The organism is Methylomicrobium lacus LW14 (assembly GCF_000527095.1).
Taxonomy (GTDB): Bacteria; Pseudomonadota; Gammaproteobacteria; order Methylococcales; family Methylomonadaceae; genus Methylomicrobium; species Methylomicrobium lacus.
Map to the genome: position 1 here is coordinate 3383475 of NZ_AZUN01000001.1, position 16350 is coordinate 3399824.

19 protein-coding genes are annotated in these 16350 nt (G+C 56.0%); 9 read left to right on the forward strand and 10 right to left on the reverse strand.

All coding sequences use genetic code 11. From position 1 onward, the window contains the following. The first annotated feature begins 57 nt into the window (after window positions 1-57). Window positions 58-1389: a CorA family divalent cation transporter gene (locus tag METLA_RS0115725; protein ID WP_024299458.1), complete on the forward strand. Its 1332-nt coding sequence runs from the start codon at window positions 58-60 to the stop codon at window positions 1387-1389. Window positions 1390-1730: 341 nt separating this feature from the next. After that, on the forward strand, window positions 1731-1991 hold the full coding sequence (locus METLA_RS0115735) for an ISAs1 family transposase (protein WP_024299460.1): 261 nt from the start codon (window positions 1731-1733) through the stop codon (window positions 1989-1991). Window positions 1992-2226: 235 nt separating this feature from the next. Here METLA_RS0115735 and METLA_RS0115740 read toward each other — a convergent pair whose 3' ends face one another. Then, window positions 2227-2439 carry a hypothetical protein gene (locus METLA_RS0115740; RefSeq protein ID WP_024299461.1) on the reverse strand — a complete coding sequence of 71 codons (213 nt, stop codon included), beginning with the start codon at window positions 2437-2439 and terminating at the stop codon, window positions 2227-2229. 38 nt (window positions 2440-2477) lie between these two features. Between METLA_RS0115740 and METLA_RS23975 the strand changes: the two genes are divergently transcribed. After that, window positions 2478-2870 carry a restriction endonuclease gene (locus METLA_RS23975; protein WP_425411761.1) on the forward strand — a complete coding sequence of 131 codons (393 nt, stop codon included), beginning with the start codon at window positions 2478-2480 and terminating at the stop codon, window positions 2868-2870. Window positions 2871-3498: 628 nt separating this feature from the next. Here METLA_RS23975 and METLA_RS0115760 read toward each other — a convergent pair. From METLA_RS0115760 to METLA_RS0115780, 5 genes are all read right to left on the reverse strand, one after another. Continuing rightward, the gene (locus tag METLA_RS0115760) at window positions 3499-4014 is read right to left on the reverse strand and encodes a GNAT family N-acetyltransferase (RefSeq protein WP_024299465.1); all 516 of its coding nucleotides are present in this window, start codon (window positions 4012-4014) and stop codon (window positions 3499-3501) included. Next, window positions 3992-4282, reverse strand: coding sequence for a type II toxin-antitoxin system TacA family antitoxin (locus tag METLA_RS0115765; RefSeq protein WP_024299466.1), 291 nt, complete (start codon window positions 4280-4282; stop codon window positions 3992-3994). The genes METLA_RS0115760 and METLA_RS0115765 overlap by 23 nt, the downstream gene beginning before the upstream one ends. A gap of 224 nt (window positions 4283-4506) precedes the next feature. Beyond that, entirely contained in the window at window positions 4507-5022 is a 516-nt protein-coding gene (locus METLA_RS0115770; protein ID WP_024299467.1) for a GNAT family N-acetyltransferase, read from the reverse strand. Further along, on the reverse strand, window positions 5015-5305 hold the full coding sequence (locus METLA_RS0115775) for a type II toxin-antitoxin system TacA family antitoxin (RefSeq protein WP_024299468.1): 291 nt from the start codon (window positions 5303-5305) through the stop codon (window positions 5015-5017). Before METLA_RS0115775 ends, METLA_RS0115770 begins: the two co-directional genes overlap by 8 nt. A 315-nt stretch (window positions 5306-5620) precedes the next feature. Then, on the reverse strand, window positions 5621-6118 hold the full coding sequence (locus METLA_RS0115780) for a MarR family winged helix-turn-helix transcriptional regulator (RefSeq protein WP_024299469.1): 498 nt from the start codon (window positions 6116-6118) through the stop codon (window positions 5621-5623). A 72-nt stretch (window positions 6119-6190) separates the two neighbouring features. On the opposite strand from METLA_RS0115780, the gene METLA_RS0115785 reads away from it, so the two are divergent. After that, window positions 6191-7351: an aminotransferase-like domain-containing protein gene (locus tag METLA_RS0115785; RefSeq protein ID WP_024299470.1), complete on the forward strand. Its 1161-nt coding sequence runs from the start codon at window positions 6191-6193 to the stop codon at window positions 7349-7351. Window positions 7352-7495: 144 nt separating this feature from the next. On the opposite strand, the gene mgtE is transcribed toward METLA_RS0115785, so the two are convergent. Beyond that, on the reverse strand, window positions 7496-8938 hold the full coding sequence (gene mgtE / locus METLA_RS0115790) for a magnesium transporter (protein ID WP_024299471.1): 1443 nt from the start codon (window positions 8936-8938) through the stop codon (window positions 7496-7498). A gap of 252 nt (window positions 8939-9190) precedes the next feature. On the opposite strand from mgtE, the gene METLA_RS0115795 reads away from it, so the two are divergent. The 5 genes from METLA_RS0115795 to rdgB all read left to right on the forward strand — a co-directional run bounded on the left by METLA_RS0115795 (window position 9191) and on the right by rdgB (window position 14079). Then, on the forward strand, window positions 9191-10195 hold the full coding sequence (locus tag METLA_RS0115795) for a DUF475 domain-containing protein (RefSeq protein ID WP_024299472.1): 1005 nt from the start codon (window positions 9191-9193) through the stop codon (window positions 10193-10195). A 28-nt stretch (window positions 10196-10223) separates the two neighbouring features. Further along, window positions 10224-11429 (forward strand): ABC transporter permease, encoded by a 1206-nt coding sequence (locus METLA_RS0115800; protein ID WP_024299473.1) that lies wholly within the window; start codon window positions 10224-10226, stop codon window positions 11427-11429. 2 nt (window positions 11430-11431) lie between these two features. Then, window positions 11432-12637, forward strand: coding sequence for an ABC transporter permease (locus tag METLA_RS0115805; RefSeq protein WP_024299474.1), 1206 nt, complete (start codon window positions 11432-11434; stop codon window positions 12635-12637). 114 nt (window positions 12638-12751) lie between these two features. Beyond that, entirely contained in the window at window positions 12752-13471 is a 720-nt protein-coding gene (gene rph / locus METLA_RS0115810) for a ribonuclease PH (protein WP_024299475.1), read from the forward strand. Continuing rightward, entirely contained in the window at window positions 13465-14079 is a 615-nt protein-coding gene (gene rdgB / locus METLA_RS0115815; protein WP_029646721.1) for an RdgB/HAM1 family non-canonical purine NTP pyrophosphatase, read from the forward strand. The genes rph and rdgB overlap by 7 nt, the downstream gene beginning before the upstream one ends. Before the next feature lie 106 nt (window positions 14080-14185). Here rdgB and METLA_RS0115820 read toward each other — a convergent pair whose 3' ends face one another. The 3 genes from METLA_RS0115820 to METLA_RS0115830 all read right to left on the reverse strand — a co-directional run bounded on the left by METLA_RS0115820 (window position 14186) and on the right by METLA_RS0115830 (window position 16299). Next, a complete protein-coding gene (locus tag METLA_RS0115820) occupies window positions 14186-14512 on the reverse strand; it encodes a BON domain-containing protein (protein ID WP_024299477.1) in 327 nt (108 codons plus the stop codon). A 61-nt stretch (window positions 14513-14573) separates the two neighbouring features. Further along, window positions 14574-14888: a BON domain-containing protein gene (locus METLA_RS0115825; RefSeq protein WP_024299478.1), complete on the reverse strand. Its 315-nt coding sequence runs from the start codon at window positions 14886-14888 to the stop codon at window positions 14574-14576. Window positions 14889-15210: 322 nt separating this feature from the next. Further along, window positions 15211-16299: a hypothetical protein gene (locus tag METLA_RS0115830; protein WP_024299479.1), complete on the reverse strand. Its 1089-nt coding sequence runs from the start codon at window positions 16297-16299 to the stop codon at window positions 15211-15213. Window positions 16300-16350: the final 51 nt, after the last annotated feature.

Sequence of the window (16350 nt, forward strand, 5' to 3'; positions counted from 1 at the left end):
GGGAGGCGCAAGCCAAAATAGGCCGAATTCTAATGCGCTAAACCCTATCATGATGACATGCAAATAGACCCAGCCGCCAAAGAGCACAATAGCCGGCAAGCCGTACTCGATATCTTGCTGAAGCACAAGCTGATCGCAGATTTGGTGCATAAGCAGGACATGCCTCACCATGAGCTGGTGGAAACGCTGGTCCGTAAAGAGAACATGGCGCAGTTGCGGCAGATACTCGATCATATGGCTACGGAGGAAATTGCCGATATTCTGGAAGCCTTGCCGCCGGAAGATCAGCGGCTGATCTGGGAGCAACTGGATGATGAACACAAGCAAGCCATTCTGCTGGATGCCCCGGCTTCTGTTCTGCCACTCCTCGGAAAACAGGATTACAAGACTGAAAAACCGAGGATCAAGGCTTTCGATTTACAAGACGGCCGCCTGCACGAGATTTCGATCAAGACACCCCAAGACTTGCTTCAGACTAAACCGATTTGGATCGATTTGGTGGCGCCGACGTTTGAGGACCGGCTCTGGATTGGCGATATTTTTGGGATAGAATTTCCCGATCCGGATAAATTGAGCGATCTGGAATCCAGCGCCCGCTTCTATGTCGAAGAAAACGGTGAAATTCACCTGCATTCGGATTTCCTGCTGGACAAGGATGACGTGTCGCACAACGTGGTCGTGGCTTTCATCCTGTACCGGGATATTTTGTTCTCGATTCGCAAGAAGGAACTGCCGGTCTTCCGGCTCCAGCGTATGCGCGCGCTGAGCCAGCCCAACTATGTTTCGGACTCCAGGGAGATGCTGCTCGATCTCTACGCCGTCAATGCCGAGTATTCGGCCGGCGCCCTGGAAGATGTCTATCTGGCGCTGGAAGTTGTCGGCAATCAGGTGCTGAGCAAACAAATGAGCGATGAGGAGGCCGCCAAAATCTTGAATGACATCGCCAATGAAGAGGATCTGAACGGGCGGATTCGCAGGAACGTGATGGATACGCGGCGTGCGGTTTCGTTCCTGATGCGCAGCAAGTTGCTCGCCAAAGACCAACTGGAGTACTCCCAGCAGATTCTGCGCGACATCGAATCGCTGGACGGCCACACGGCTTTTCTTTTCGACAAGATCAACTTCCTGATGGATGCGGCCGTCGGCTTCATCAACATCAACCAGAACAAGGTCATCAAGCGCTTGACCGTCGTCAGTGTGATTTTTATGCCGCTGAATATCTTGGCCAGCATCGGCGGCATGTCGGAATTCACGATGATGACGCAAGGGATTCCCTGGCCACTCTCTTACAGTATTTTTACCCTTGGCCTGGTCGTGGTCGGCTGGCTGACTTTCGTCATTTTGCGCTTACTTGAAAAGCGCAGGAACGGTAAATCAGGAAAGCGTTAGGGCTCCCTCTGTCAGAATAGTTGTCATCCTATTACAATTGGATTCTAAAAGAGGCTGAGAGGGAGCGAAACGGATGATTGGGATTATGATTGAGGGGTTTCGGCTAGCGCCTCTACCCATCCTACTCGCTGCACTAATCGCGAATGCAGCGGCAACCATAGGCGGGCTCCAATTCCCGGATACTGCAAATTATCGCCTGCTGGATACTGAAAACGACGGTATCTATGAGGCCCTTGCTGTCGATGTCGATGTTGAGGTTACCCAAGGGGCAGGGCAATCGCGCTATCTCGCTTTTGACAGGTAAAGGAGCATACAATTAACGATTTGCAGAGAGAACAAGGATGTTGCCCAATCCGATGCCGTATTTTCAAGACCTCAAAGACCCACGCCGGGAAACGAAAAACAAGCTGCACAAGCTGAGCGATATTTTAATGATTGTCTTATGTGCCGTGCTGAGCGGCATAGAAGACTGGGTAGGCATGGAAGAGTTTGCCGAGGAGAAAGAGGCCTGGCTGCGCGGATTTCTGGAGTTGCCAAACGGTATCCCATCCCACGACACCTTAAGCGACGTATTGGGCAGGATCGATCCTGATATGTATTGACCTGTCAATATCTCTAAAAACAATTTTTTAAACGCATCATCCAGTGTGTGGGTAGCAGAACGGGCGGTTTGCCGACGGTTGATCAGTCTGATATGCGCGGGTTGGTTACCGCATGACAACCGATTCGTCGGGGAGCGGCCTCGCTCTAAGTTCGAGGGTCATCCCGTTACCGGGCGCCTCCTAGGATTACCGAGGATTCTCCCACCGTTGCCCCTTCTGCTACCGACACACTGCATCATTGCGAGTACTCCGCGCTGGCCGTTGCCGGCGATACCGTTTGCCCAATCGCCCAGATAAACCCTGCCAGCTCACGGGCGATGGCGGTACAGGCCTGCACCTTCAACTTACCCCTCGCCTCCAACAGTCGGTAACGTCCACACAAGCGGGTTTGCGCTTTCCAGGCGATGTCTTGCACCGCGTCCAAGGCTTTTTCGGCCCGGCGCTGCAAGACCGCCGTCTTGCGGGCCGGGAAGCGATAACACCTACCTGGTGCAATGCAAGCACTGGAAAGCCTACAAAGTCGGCGTCAATGTTGTGCGCGAACTTCTGGGCGTGATGGCCACGCGGGGCGCGGCCGGCGGCTATCTCGTCACCTCCGGCGTCTTCACGGACGAAGCGCGGCGCTTCACGGAGGCTAGCAATATCGCCTTGATCGATGGGCAAAAATTAGCCAATTTGATGAACGAAACCCGCGCGGCGCAGCCAACGCTGCTGATGAACCGCCCGACGACGGTCCCACAGCCGCAGACTTCATCCTCATGCCCCAAATGCGGATCCATGATGGTGCTCCGCCATGCCACGAAAGGAGCGCATGCCGGCAGCGCCTTCTGGGGCTGTACGCGTTTTCCCGGTTGCCGGGGTATTCTCCCTCGCTCTTAAAAAAACTCTTCGCGCAAACGAACGCCCGCAAAGGACCTGGACCGTCAAGGGCAGCGGCCTTGTACAGGATTGAAAATTAAGGCTTTTGATGGCCACGCGGGTGGGGCGGTGGTGTATCGCCGAACAGCTCACGATGTATCTGGGAAGCACGACGAAGCGCTTCGGATGGCTCTGGCGGGTTGAGAAGCGTTTCGACGAAGAAGCGTTGAGATCCTCCGCCGAAAGCGCAATGGTCTCGGTCTTTTTAAGGGCCGACTGCATCTTCTCCTCCACATAAGGCGCCACATTTTCATAGGCGACGTTCGCTTCTTGCGCGAGACTGCTGATCAGCGCTGTCTTTTGCTGCGTGACCGCCTGCAGACCGGCCAAGGTTCTTTGCAGATACATAAAATGATGCGCCACGTCCTGATAGCCGACCTGGGAGGCTTCTTCAAACGCCAGTTCATCCAGATGGGCTTGCAGCACATCCAAGGCTTTTCGGAGTTCATCCAAAGCCATTGTCACACCGACGACTTCCATCATAACCGCATCATCCAGCGCTTCGATGGCGGCCGCTTTGGCGTTAACAAGCGAAAGTATTTTTTGCGGGTCGTTTGGATCTATTATTTGAGATAAGTGCTTTCGTCGGCTAAAGTCCCATGGCTCTGCGGATGTCCTTAATCAAAAGGAACAGGTGATACGGGTCTGTTGCAGAAGGGAAGAAATTAAAATGCTCGTAAAAACTTTTAGCCTCGTCGTTCTTTGCATGAACCAATAAGGCCCGAATGCCGACAATATCGGCTGCCTGCGCGGTGCGCTGCATAGCGTCTCGCAAAAGGCCGGCGCCGACCCCTTTGCCTTGCCAGGCAAGATCTACCGCGAAACGTCCTAATAACATCGTCGGAACGGGCTGACGGGAGAGCCCTTTGGTCAATCGCTCGGGGGCATCTTCATAGACGACGCTGCCGGCGAGGAGCGTGTAGTAGCCGATGATGACATTATCCGCTATGCCAACGTAAGTCTGCGCCCCGTCCGCGCGTTGACTCATCAGCGCATAACGCTGCAAATACAGGTTGAGATGTTCTTGCCCGCAATCGAAAGCCTCAACGTTATGGGTGCGTTGCAGCTTTTCGATGCGCGGATTAGTTTTCCGCGGCAGGGGCATCGAAGAAACCGGGCTCCCTCATCAAGCGTTCAAGCCGCGGCAGGGCACGCGGCGGGGCGTCGAGCGCCGCCTGAAAAGCTTCCCATTGTTCGGCATTCAGCCCAAAATGCCGGCGATCCGCCAAAACTTCATTGGCCGCGCTGAGCGCATTTTCCAGAATGAACTCGCTGACCGATTTATGCTTGAGCAAAGCGGCTGCTTGCAGTGCTTCTTTGACTTTCGGATCAATCCGGAGATCAATCCGGTTGCTGCGCTTGTTCGTTTTCATATCGGTTACCTCCTCTTTGCTAATCTAGCACAAGCGTACACACATTACCAGTACATCATCAGCATCTCAAAAACACGATTTTTAGAACAATCTGCGCTCTCTCAAAAACAAGAATCTTTGGATAATCATCTGCCTCCACAAAATTGCATGCGGTGAAGCTACTCAACGTGGCACGATCGACGCTTTACTTAAGTTTGCAGGAGTGATGCGGATTGGATCAATCATCAAACATCAAACAAAGAAAAAGCCTTGGCAAATTGCGCAAGAGGCACAAACAGGGTGCGCTCTTGCGCATTCAAATCCAAAAAGCCGTGATGACGATAGAAAGCGATAGCGGCGTCATCTTTAGCGTCCACGCCTACGGCGTAGGCGGCAATATCGGCGCGTATAGAACGATAAATGGCATTGATAACCAAGGTGCTTCCCAGCCCTTGCCCCTGAAACTTTATATCGATCGCAAGCCTTCCGATCCTGACCGCCGGTACAGAAGGATAGCGGGGTAAATTCTTTTTGAAACGATCCGGTAATTGCGTGACGGAAATTTGCGCGGCGGACAGCGTATAAAAGCCAGCTACTTGATTGGAAGCATTGCAAACCGCGACATAGCAAGCGGTTATCCGGCGGCGAATATCCTGAGAAACTTGCCGTTCAAAATAATGATCGAGCGGAGCGCTCCCGCATGAAAAACCGGAGCGGTCATGCTGACCGAGAGGCTCGATCGTGAATGGATGTTCACTCAAAAGAACCTACCAGTTTCTTATGGACATCCATCGCTCGTTCCATTGCCGGCGCTAAAGGTGCGGGATTTATCAGCGCTTCGGCGAAACGGATTTGATCTTCCTGAGATAAATTAATTACCTCGGTTTTTTCAATGGTTTGTATCGCGGCATCGCGGGCTGCCGATACGACAAAATCGGATAATGTTCGCCCCTGAAGTTCAGCGGCTCGCTTTATCAGGGCATGAATATCGGGCGTAATTCGTGCCTCCAGTCGAGCATTTTTGTTTGCGGTATCGTTTCTCATAAGAATAACCTCTCCTTATATGTTGCGGCAAATTGCCGTACATTGTCAAGAGTCTTAAAAGGGAGGATTTTTCGGACAGCTTGCAGACTCCATAAAACGAAGGAACCCTTACGGTTACCCTTGCTGACACTGGGCTCTTCTGAAAGCCGACGTTCCGGAATGACTGTTTACATGCACCACGAATCGCTGCTGCCGACCCACAGGAGACAGTCGCTCTTCTACAAAACCGACATTGAACGTGAAACTTCAGCGAAAGGGAAAAAACATAGCTTTTTGACAAGCCGCTGCAAGTACTTGTCGGGTGCCATCACAGCATCAACCTTGCATACTTAATCTATGCATAACCTGATGCCAGCCATCCTGAGCGCTTGCTCCCGCCTCTTCGAATACCGCTTGTAGCTGCCTCATCTGTGTACCAGTTAGCTGAGCCTCCAATTTTTCCCCAGTCGAGGTCAATAACAATTGCCGCACACGCCGGTCATGCTCGGCGGTGCTCATCTCTATCAGTTTCATTTCGATCAACTGACGCAAGGGCGCATTCAGCGCCTGCTTACTAATATTTAGCATGGTCAGCAGGGCATTGACCGAAATCTGCGGATTTCGACCGACGAAATAGAGAATGCGGTGGTGAACCCGACCTAGGCCGCGCTGATCGAGAATGCGGTCGGGCTGTACGGTGAACGCACGGTAGCCGAAGTAAAACTGCTCGATGGCTAGGCGCAATGAGGTTTCGTCCGGCTTAGACGAGAGCGTGTCAGCAGCCGTAGCATTATCATTGGGTGGGGTCTCGATAGAGGATATTTGGTCAACCATATTGACATTATATGCGTGTAGCTATTAGTATGTCTATAGGTCAACTTTGTTGACGTTTATAAAAAGGTCGCCATGAATTCTACGTTACCGCACAACAGCACTCATTTTTCTTCTCGTACCCACGATCTGCATCCGTCACCGATCCGGGAAATCCTGTCCGTCGTCAATCGTCCGGGTATGATCTCCTTTGCAGGTGGCCTACCGGCGGTCGATAGTTTCCCTCAATTCAGCCTGGACGCCATGCCGCAGCACATCCTGCAATACGGCCCCAGTGAAGGCGAATGGGAACTCCGGCAGCGGATTGCCGAAGAACTGCACGGACGAGGGTTGACGTGCACAGCTGAGCAGGTGTTGATTCTTTCCGGTTCGCAGCAAGGCATCGATCTTGTCGCCAAACTGTTCATCGATCCCGGCACTGCAGTAGCGGTGGAGTCGCCAACCTATCTGGCGGCTTTGCAGGTGTTCCGCTATTTCGGTGCCCGCTTCGTTGCTTACGATGCGGAGGCGCTAGATGTGCAAGCATTGCTGCGCGAAAAGCCATCTTTTGCCTATGCCATTCCCACTTTTCAGAATCCAAGCGGTCGTTGTCTTGATGCAAGTCAACGCAATGCCCTAGCTGACGCATGCGATACCGCTCGTCTTCCTTTGTTTGAGGACGACCCTTACTGCGACTTGGTGTATGACCAATGCGAACGAACTCCGGTGTGTGCCCTGCTTCAGCAGGCACCGTGGATTTACCAAGGATCGTTTTCGAAGAGTCTGGCACCAGGATTGCGCCTCGGCTACCTTGTTGCATCTCCGGATTTGTTGCCTTTCCTGACACGCCTCAAGCAGTCGGCAGATTTGCACAGTAACCGCGTCAGCCAGTGGCTGGTATTACAACAATTGAACGATTCGGAATACAGCAAGCGTTTGGAGGAACTCGCCGAAAACTATCGGCAACGTCGAAATTCTTTCGAAGGAGCGCTATGTCGCCATTTTGGCGACATAGCCAGTTGGCTGACTCCACCCGGCGGTCTGTTCTTCTGGATTACTCTCAATCGGTGCATTGACACTCGTCTACTCTTGCCCAAGGCTATTGAAGCAGGTGTAGCCTTCATGCCCGGCGAACCATTCTTGCCTATGCAAGTGACTAGCTGCGGGCAACTGCGCCTCAACTTCAGTCACGCAAGCGAGGAGCAGGCTGATTCAGGTTTAAGAAAGCTGGCAGCGTTGGTGTGCAGTTTCGCTTGAATAGTCTGGCGGTAAGCCTGGAAGAGGCTTTGTCCGCTTTGGAGGCCACCACTGAATGACCGCAGTTGGCCGAACTGAGACCGTCAGTGTCACGTTCAATCCAAACCGAAGTTTGATTCTGTCAGATCAGGTGCGCGCCGGCTGTCATAACAAAAACACACTCGCCAGTCCCAGGAAGATAAAAAATCCCATCGCATCGGTAATCGAGGTCAGCATCACGGTCGCGCCGGCGGCGGGGTCCTTGTCGAACTTATGCCGAAGCAGCGGAATCGCAAGGCCTGCCACGACCGCGACCAAGAGATTCAAAAACATCGCGAGCGCCATCACGCCGGCCAGCGCCTTGTCCCGGTACAGGAAATAGGCGACCGAACCGACAACCAGGCCGATAAAGGTGCCGTTCAACAGGGCGAGGGACAGCTCTTTTCTGATCAGCCGCCTGACGTTGAGCGGGGTGATCTGGCCCAGGGCCAGCGAGCGGATGATCAGGATGCTGGTCTGATTGCCGGTATTGCCGCCGGTCGCAGCGATGATCGGCATCAGCGAGGCCAGGGCGACCAGTTGCAGGATCGTATCTTCGAACAGGCCGATGATGCGGGTCGAGAGGAAGGCGGTCGTGACATTGATCAGCAGCCATGACCAGCGGTTCCGGGCGCTCTTCCAGACGCTGGAGAACAGGTCTTCTTCCTCGGAGACGCCGGCCTGGATCAGCCGGTCTTCGTCGTTTTCCTCGCGGATAAAGTCGAGGATGCTGTCCACGCATAGCCGCCCTTGCAGCCGGCCTTTGCTGTCGACGACCGGCGCCGAAATCAGATCGTAGCGTTCGAAAGCGCGCGAGGCTTCGGAGGCGTCCTGGTCGACCTGAAACTGTACGAAATCGGTCACCATCGCGTCTGCGACGAGTAGAATCGGTGAATGCGTCAACAGGCGCGACAGCGGCAGGATGCCTTTCACGACATCCTGTTGGTCGACCACGAACAGTTTATCGGTATGGCCGGGCAGTTTGCCGAGTTTACGGATATAGTCCGCGATCGCTTTCAGCGTCAGGTCTTCGCGGATCGTGATCATGCCGAAATCCATGAACGCGCCGACCTGGTCGTCCTCATAAGCCAATACCGCATTGACATGCTGGCGCTCCTCGCTGTTCAACGAACGCAGGATTTTCAACATCGCGTTTTTCGGCAGGTCGTCGGCCAGTTCGGCGATCTCGTCGGCATCCAGATTTTCGGCGACGGTCGCCAAATCCTCCGACTCCATGCTCGAAATCAGCGTTTGCCGAACCGCGTCGGACACTTCGACCAGCACCTGGCCGTGATCACTGGCCTCGATCGCATTCCAGGCAATCTTGCGCTGATCGAGCGGCAAGGATTCGAGAATATAGGCAATATCGGCCGGGTGCAGCGCGGCCAGCTTTTCGTGCAGACGGCTTTCCTGCTGTTTGCGCAGTACGGTTTCGAGAAGCTCGTAGTTAGCGCCTGGGCTTCTTTCCAGCAGCGATTTTTCCAGCTGCTGCTTTTCGAGCAGTGAGATCACTTCCTGGAGCTGTTGTTGTAAAAACTGTGCTGGGCTGAGTTGGTTCGAAGAGTCCATAATGTCACAGAGTCAAAATGCAGCGGGGTTTGACCGGGCAGTCGAGCCAAATGCTTGAATGGCGATGCGCTGGCCGAGAATCGAGCAGGCCATTATAAGCGATAAAAATGGCATTGGAATGAAATATGCTTATTAAAGAAGTAACCAACCCTTTTATTGAAGCCGAAACGTTAAACTTGTCGTGAAAACTATTGATTTTAAGATAATTCGACTTATAGTTACGCTTCCATAAAACACATTCAGGAGTTTTGCATGCAGCACTTTCGTCTTTCCATCATCGTGACCGTCGTGAGTCTCGCGATCGCGCTCTACTGGGGCGGCCTGACCGGTGCCTTTATCGCATTGATTCTGGGCGTCCTGGAAGTCAGCCTGTCGTTCGACAACGCGGTCGTCAACGCCTCGGTGTTGAAACGCATGGATGAACGCTGGCAATATTACTTTCTGACCTGGGGCATCCTGATCGCGGTTTTCGGCATGCGGCTGTTGTTTCCGGTCCTGATCGTCTCGTTCGCGACCGGCATCGGTTTGTTTGGCGTCGCCGACATGGCGCTGCACGACCCGACGACTTATGCGCAACATCTGACCGAGTCGCATGTGCAGATCGCGGCCTTCGGCGGCATGTTCTTGCTGATGGTCTTTTTCGGTTTCATTTTTGATGACGCTAAAGAACTGCATTGGCTCGGAGCCATCGAAGAAAAGTTGGCCGGCTGGGGTAAGCTCGAGTCGATCGAGTTGATCGTGGCGTTGTGCTTGCTGTTGTTCATTCAGCACTGGCTACCGGCCGAAATCCGACTCGAAGTGATGGTCGCGGGCGTATCCGGCGTGATCTTGTTCGTGATGGTCGATAGCGCCGCGGCATTGTTTGAAGACGAGGACGATGGTGAGCAGGTTGCGGGGGCGTTGAAAAAATCCGGCATGATGAGCTTCCTGTACCTGGAAGTGCTCGACGCCTCGTTCTCCTTCGACGGCGTAATCGGCGCATTTGCGATTACCCAGGACGTGATCATCATTATGCTCGGCCTCGCGATCGGCGCGATGTTCGTGCGAAGCCTGACCGTCTATCTGGTGCGCCAGGGCACGCTGGACGAATATGTGTTTCTGGAGCACGGCGCGCACTATGCGATCGGCGTCCTGGCCGGCATCATGCTGATGAGCATAACCACGCACATATCCGAAGTGATCACCGGCCTGACCGGCGCGATCTTGATTGCGCTCTCGGTCTATTCCTCGGTCCAATACAATAAGGCGCGGGCCTAACCAAGCAGGGTACGCTGAGCGTCCGGCTATGCTACCGAGCGACCTTTTCCGCCAGGCCCTGCTCGCGATCAAATCCCAGCCGCTCAGGGCCGGCTTGATCATTCTGGCGATGAGCATCGGGGTCGCGTCGGTTTCGATCCTGGTCGCGCTGGGCGAGAGCGCGCGCCTTTATATCGTGCACGAGTTCGAGTCGCTCGGCACGCATCTGGTCATCGTGCTGCCGGGACGCAATGAAACGACCGGCGGCCAGCCGCCTATCTTCGGCGAAACGCCGCGCGATATGACGCTGGGCGATGCCGAGGCGCTGGCGGTCAGTCCGCATATCGCCGCGATCGCGCCGCTGATGATCGGCTCCGCACCGGTTTCTGTGCATGGACTCGAACGGGAAACCAATATTTTCGGCTCGACCCAGGCGTTGCTGCGGGTCCGCCACCTCTCGATGGCGCAGGGTAGTTTCCTGCCCAAAATGGACTCCGATCAGGCGTTGTCGGTCTGCGTGATCGGCCAGACGATCCGCAAGGAATTGTTCGCGAATCAGCAGGCGGTCGGCCAATGGCTCAGGGTCAATGACCGGCGTTTCCGGGTGATCGGCGTGTTGGCCTCCGAGGGCGAGTCGATCGGCGTCGATTTCGACGAAATGGTGATCATTCCGGTCGCTTCCGCGCAGGCCTTGTTCGATACCGAGTCGCTGTTCAGGATTCTGGCCGAAACCAAATCCGAGCAGGCGATGCACAAGGCCGTCGATGAGGTCAGAGCCATCATCAAGGCGCGGCATGAAGGCGAGGACGACGTCACGATCATCACCCAGGACAGCGTGGTCAATACCTTCGACAAGATATTGACCGCGCTGACCCTGACCGTCGCCAGCATCGCCGCGATCAGCCTGGCGGTCGCCGGCGTCCTGGTGATGAACGTGATGCTGGTCAGCGTGACCCAGCGCACCGCCGAAATCGGCCTGCTGAAAGCCCTGGGCGCGACCCGCGGCCAACTGCATGCGCTGTTTCTGACCGAAGCCGCGCTGCTGTCGCTGGCCGGCGCCACGGTCGGCGCCCTGCTCGGGCAACTCGCCCTGGCCGGCCTGCAGGTGATTTATCCGGCATTTCCTTTCGAACTGCCGCCCTGGGCATTGCTCGCCGCGCTCGGCATCGCGCTGCTGAACGGCCTGACCTTCGGCTTCCTGCCGGCCCGCAAGGCCGCCAAGCTGAATCCGATCGCCGCATTGGGCAAGCGCTGACCATGCAGATCCTGGATTTATTGCATTTCTCCTATCGCTCGATCATCAGCCATAAACTGCGCTCGTCATTGACCGCCCTGGGGCTCGTGATCGGCATCGCCGCGGTGGTGATCCTGACCTCGATCGGGCGCGGCATCCATACCTTCGTGCTGGCCGAATTCACCCAGTTCGGCACGCATCTGTTGTCGGTCAATCCGGGCAAGAAAACCACCTTCGGCCTCTCCGGCGCGACGATCAGCACGGTGCGGCCCTTGACTATCGACGATGCGGCCGCGCTGGGCAGGCTGCCGCCGGTGCTCGCGGTCGTGCCGGTCGTGCAGGGCAACGTGCGCGTCGAGGCCGGCGTCAAACAACGGCGCACCAATGTGCTGGGGGTGGGCAGCGCGGTGCCGGAGGTCTGGCGCGTCAAAACGGCGGTCGGCCGCTTCCTGCCCGCCGAGGAAGGCAATCCGCGCGCGTTCGCCGTACTGGGGCACAAGATGGCGGCGGAATTGTTCGGCACGGCAAACCCTTTGGGCCAGCGCATTAGGATCGGCACCGATCGCTACCTCGTGATCGGCGTGATGGAACAAAAAGGCCAGATGGTCGGTTTCGACATGGACGACACACTGTATATTCCGGCCGCGAAGGCACTGGAAATGTTCGACCGCGAAAGCCTGGTCGAAATCAACGTGCTGTATAAACCCTCGGTGTCGGCCGCCTCCGTGCAAAACGCGGTCAAGCGGCTGCTGATCGCCCGGCACGGATTCGAGGATTTCACGATCATCACCCAGAACCAGATGCTCGAAACGATGGACTCGGTCTTGAATATCCTGACCTTGGGCGTCGCCGCGCTGGGCGGCATCTCCTTGCTGGTCGGCTCGGTCGGCATCTTGACCATCATGACGATCGCGGTATCCGAACGGATCTCCGAGATCGGCCTGTTGCGCGCGGTCGGCGCGGAACGCCGGGTCATTTTCCGCCTGTTTCTCGGCGAGGCGCTCGCGTTGAGCATGGCCGGCGGCCTGGCCGGCGTCCTGATCGGCATCCTGGCGATTCAGGCGATTCAGGCGATAAGCTATGCGCTGCCCGAACTGCCAGTCGAACTGGCCTGGAGCTACATCCTCTCCGCCTTTGCTGTGTCGGTATTGATCGGCATCGCCGCGGGCGTCGCCCCGGCGATCAAGGCGGCGCGTCTCGAGCCGCTGGAAGCCTTGCGGACCGAATAAGAAGACGCATGTAAAGGCGGGATTGCTTTAAATATCAATCTATTGATATTTTGGAGCCCCGAAAAAACGGCAGTTCGGGTATACTGTGACGATTTTAATTTTGGCGTTACACACATGAGACCGAGCGGAAGACAACCCGATCAACTGAGAGAAATCAAATTCACCTGCGGCTTTACCAAACATGCGGAAGGCTCCGTGCTGGTCGAGTTCGGCGATACCCGCGTGCTCTGCACCGCCAGCGTCGACAGCCAGGTCCCGCGTTTTCTCAAGGGCAAGGGCGAAGGCTGGATCACCGCCGAATACGGCATGCTGCCGCGCTCCACGCACAGCCGGATGGGACGCGAAGCCAGCTCCGGCAAACAGGGCGGACGCACGATGGAGATTCAGCGCCTGATCGGCCGCTCGCTGCGCGCCGCGGTCGATTTGAAGGCGCTCGGCGAAAACACGATCACGATCGACTGCGACGTGTTGCAGGCCGACGGCGGCACCCGTACCGCCGCGATCACCGGCGGCTTCGTCGCCTTGTCGCTGGCGGTCAAAAAGATGCTCAAAAAGAAGCAGATCAAGACCAATCCCTTGCACGGCCAGGTCGCCTCGGTTTCGGTCGGCATTTACAACGGCGTGCCGGTGCTGGATCTGGACTATAACGAAGACAGCAATGCCGAAACCGACATGAATGTGGTGATGAACGATGCGGCCGCGTTTATCGAAGTCCAAGGCACCGCCGAAGGGCATGCGTTCAGAAAGGACGAGTTAGATGCGATGCTCGATCTGGCAGGACTCGGCATCAAGCAATTGATCGAAAAGCAGCGGGAAGCGCTGGAAAAATGCTGAAGATCACAACACACCAAAAAATCGTGCTGGCCAGCGGCAATCCGGGAAAAATCCGGGAAATTCAGGCGCTGCTGGCCGAGCACCCGATCGTGCCGCAATCCGATTTCGCTATCGGCGATGTGGAGGAAACCGGCACCACCTTCGTCGAAAACGCGATCATCAAGGCCCGACATGCGGCAAAGCTTAGCGGCCTGCCCGCGATTGCGGACGATTCGGGGCTGGTTGTCGATGCGCTGGACGGTGCGCCCGGCGTGTATTCCGCGCGCTACGCGGGGCCCGGCAGCAGCGACCTGGACAATCTGCAAAAATTGCTGAAAGAACTCGAGGGCGTGTCGGAAGCGCAGCGCAGCGCGCGCTTCATCTGCGTGCTGGCGTTCATGCGGCATGGCGCCGATCCGACACCGATCATCGCGCAGGGAGTCTGGGAAGGCAAGATTTTGACCCGGCCGGCCGGCAGCAACGGCTTCGGTTATGACCCGGTATTCTGGGTGCCGACGCACCAGTGCGCTTCGGCGGAGTTGGCGCCGGAAGTCAAGAATGCCTTGAGCCATCGCGGACAGGCGCTACGCCATCTGGCCGGGATGCTGAAGACCAAGGAAACGGCATAAATCAGGCAGCGCTCAGCGCCTGACGCCTTAACACACGGGGCTTTCCCCCTTTACTGAATGAAGCGCGGCGATTGCCTCCCTGCATCGCCGCGTTTTCCTGCCTGTTTTACTTCACGATCAAGCTATTATTGACCTGCTTGACGCCTCTGACCGTGCGCGCCAGACGTACGGCGCGCTCGGCGGCTTCCTGGGAATCGACAAAGCCGCTCAACTGGACGATGCCCTTGAAGGTTTCGACATCGATCTGCATGACCTTGAGTTTGGAATCCCCAAGAATCGACGCCTTGACCTTGGTGGTCAGCACCGAATCATCAAGATATTCGCCGGTACTTTCCGATTTCTTGCTGCTTGCACAGCCGGCCAGAGAGCCGGCCAGCGAGGCAACGATCAACAGCCCCAATAAAAAACGCAGGAATGAAGTGAATTTTTTCATGATATTTCCATAAGACATAAAAACAAAACGCAATAACGTGAACAGCCGGTAACTGCCCGGATTACTTGACGATCAAACTGTTGTTGACCTGCCTGACGCCCTTGATCGTGCGCGCCAGATGCACGGCCCGATCCGCGGCGTCCTGGGAGTCGACAAAACCGCTCAACTGGACGACGCCCTTGAAGGTTTCGACATGGATCTGCAGAAACTTGGTTCTGGCATCGCCAAGAATCGAGGATTTGACCTTGGTGGTCAAAAACACGTCGTCGAAATATTCGCCGGTGCTTTCGTGCTGCTTGCTGCCCGCGCAGCCGGCGAGCGCCAGCGTGATAACTAATCCGAAAAAGAAACCTCTGATCGAATCGAATTTTTTCATGATATTTCCAAACCACATGAAGAGTTAAAAGTAATACCCTGAAGAATCAAGAAAAGCTGGAACAAGTCTGACAGGATTATATTAACACCATGTGAACGCAGATAAAACCTGGACGATTAGGCAATGGCTTTTTGGGAGATGCACGAGCCAGCACGAGGATTAGGGCGGCTTAGTATTGTGCCTAGCCGCCCGGCAGCCGACAGGCCACTCCGGCCTTGCCAGTCTCGGCTATCGAAGATTGGGGGGACAGCCAGCAAGCGGCTGGAAGCGATGCCTGAGGGTTAGGTGGTTCTGGTCGGTTTCCCTTGCCGCATCCTAAGGCTCACCACCACTTCACCCTTTTGCCGCCTTGCCGCAAGGCACTGTCAGGATCGTTGCGGTCTTCCCGCCACGTGGGATGCCGGAAATTGATCACGAAATCGCCGTTATACGAGACCACTGCATTGTTGAAATTGACTTTGCCGATGGTTTGCCAGTCGGTGATCGTCTGTCTTTCGCCTTTCGGCAGCAAGGCGCGTTTGCCGTGATCGGAGACCGAGATGTCGAAGCTCAACGTGCGCTGGGGAACCGGGTTGCCCTTGTCGAAGATATAACTCATCACTTCATCGCGCGCATCGTCCGCTTCGGATGCCGGATGGCCCGGGGCCATTTGCAAGCGCATGAATTCCGGCGCATGGGTCGCGGCACCGGCCGGCTTGCCGAGTTCGGCGATCGGATAGACCTGACGGACCGAGGGCTTCAGGTCGAGAAACTTGAATAACACGCCTTCTTGCAGCACCGTCGGCAATTCGTTGCCCCGATTCCAGACGGTCACCTGCGGCGCATTGGTCAGTTCTGCGCCGGTGATCCGGGTCGCCGTGGTGCCGCCCAAATCGTCCGCGAGAATCACGTTCGCCGTCGGCAGCAATTCCTGATGGTTTTCGTCCAGGGTCGGGAAAATCTTCAAAAACAGGCCATAGCTGCGCCTGATCCCCCAGGGCGTTTTCGTCACGCCGGCGCTGATCCGGGCGATCGCCAAGCCCTGGCTGCCTTTTTGGAAATAACCGGTATAGGGATTGTCTTCGCTGATCTGCCAGGTGCCGAGCGCGCAGACGCCGTTCGGACGCAGTAAGCGTCGAAAGCCGCGGCCGTCCTCTCCCCAGCGCAGATCCGCCGAGGAATCCAGGGCCCGGATCGCAGCCAGCGTGAATTGCGGCGGTTGGCCGCCCGGCAGGATGCCGGCATAGGTGCTCTTGTTGGTGGTTTTATAGTAGGGCAACGGCGGCTCGTTCGGGGCACCCCAGATTTTTTGATAGGGGTTGGCGAACAGCGCGGTTTTGACGTCGCCGAAACGGGAACCTTGATAATTCTGATCTTCCTGAGTGATACCCTGGCTTCCAAAAATCTCCTCTGGTCCTGGAATTTGGCTCATGACTAACCTCGAGTGAATGATGGCGTATTGCCGACGGCGGTGGTTGGCTGC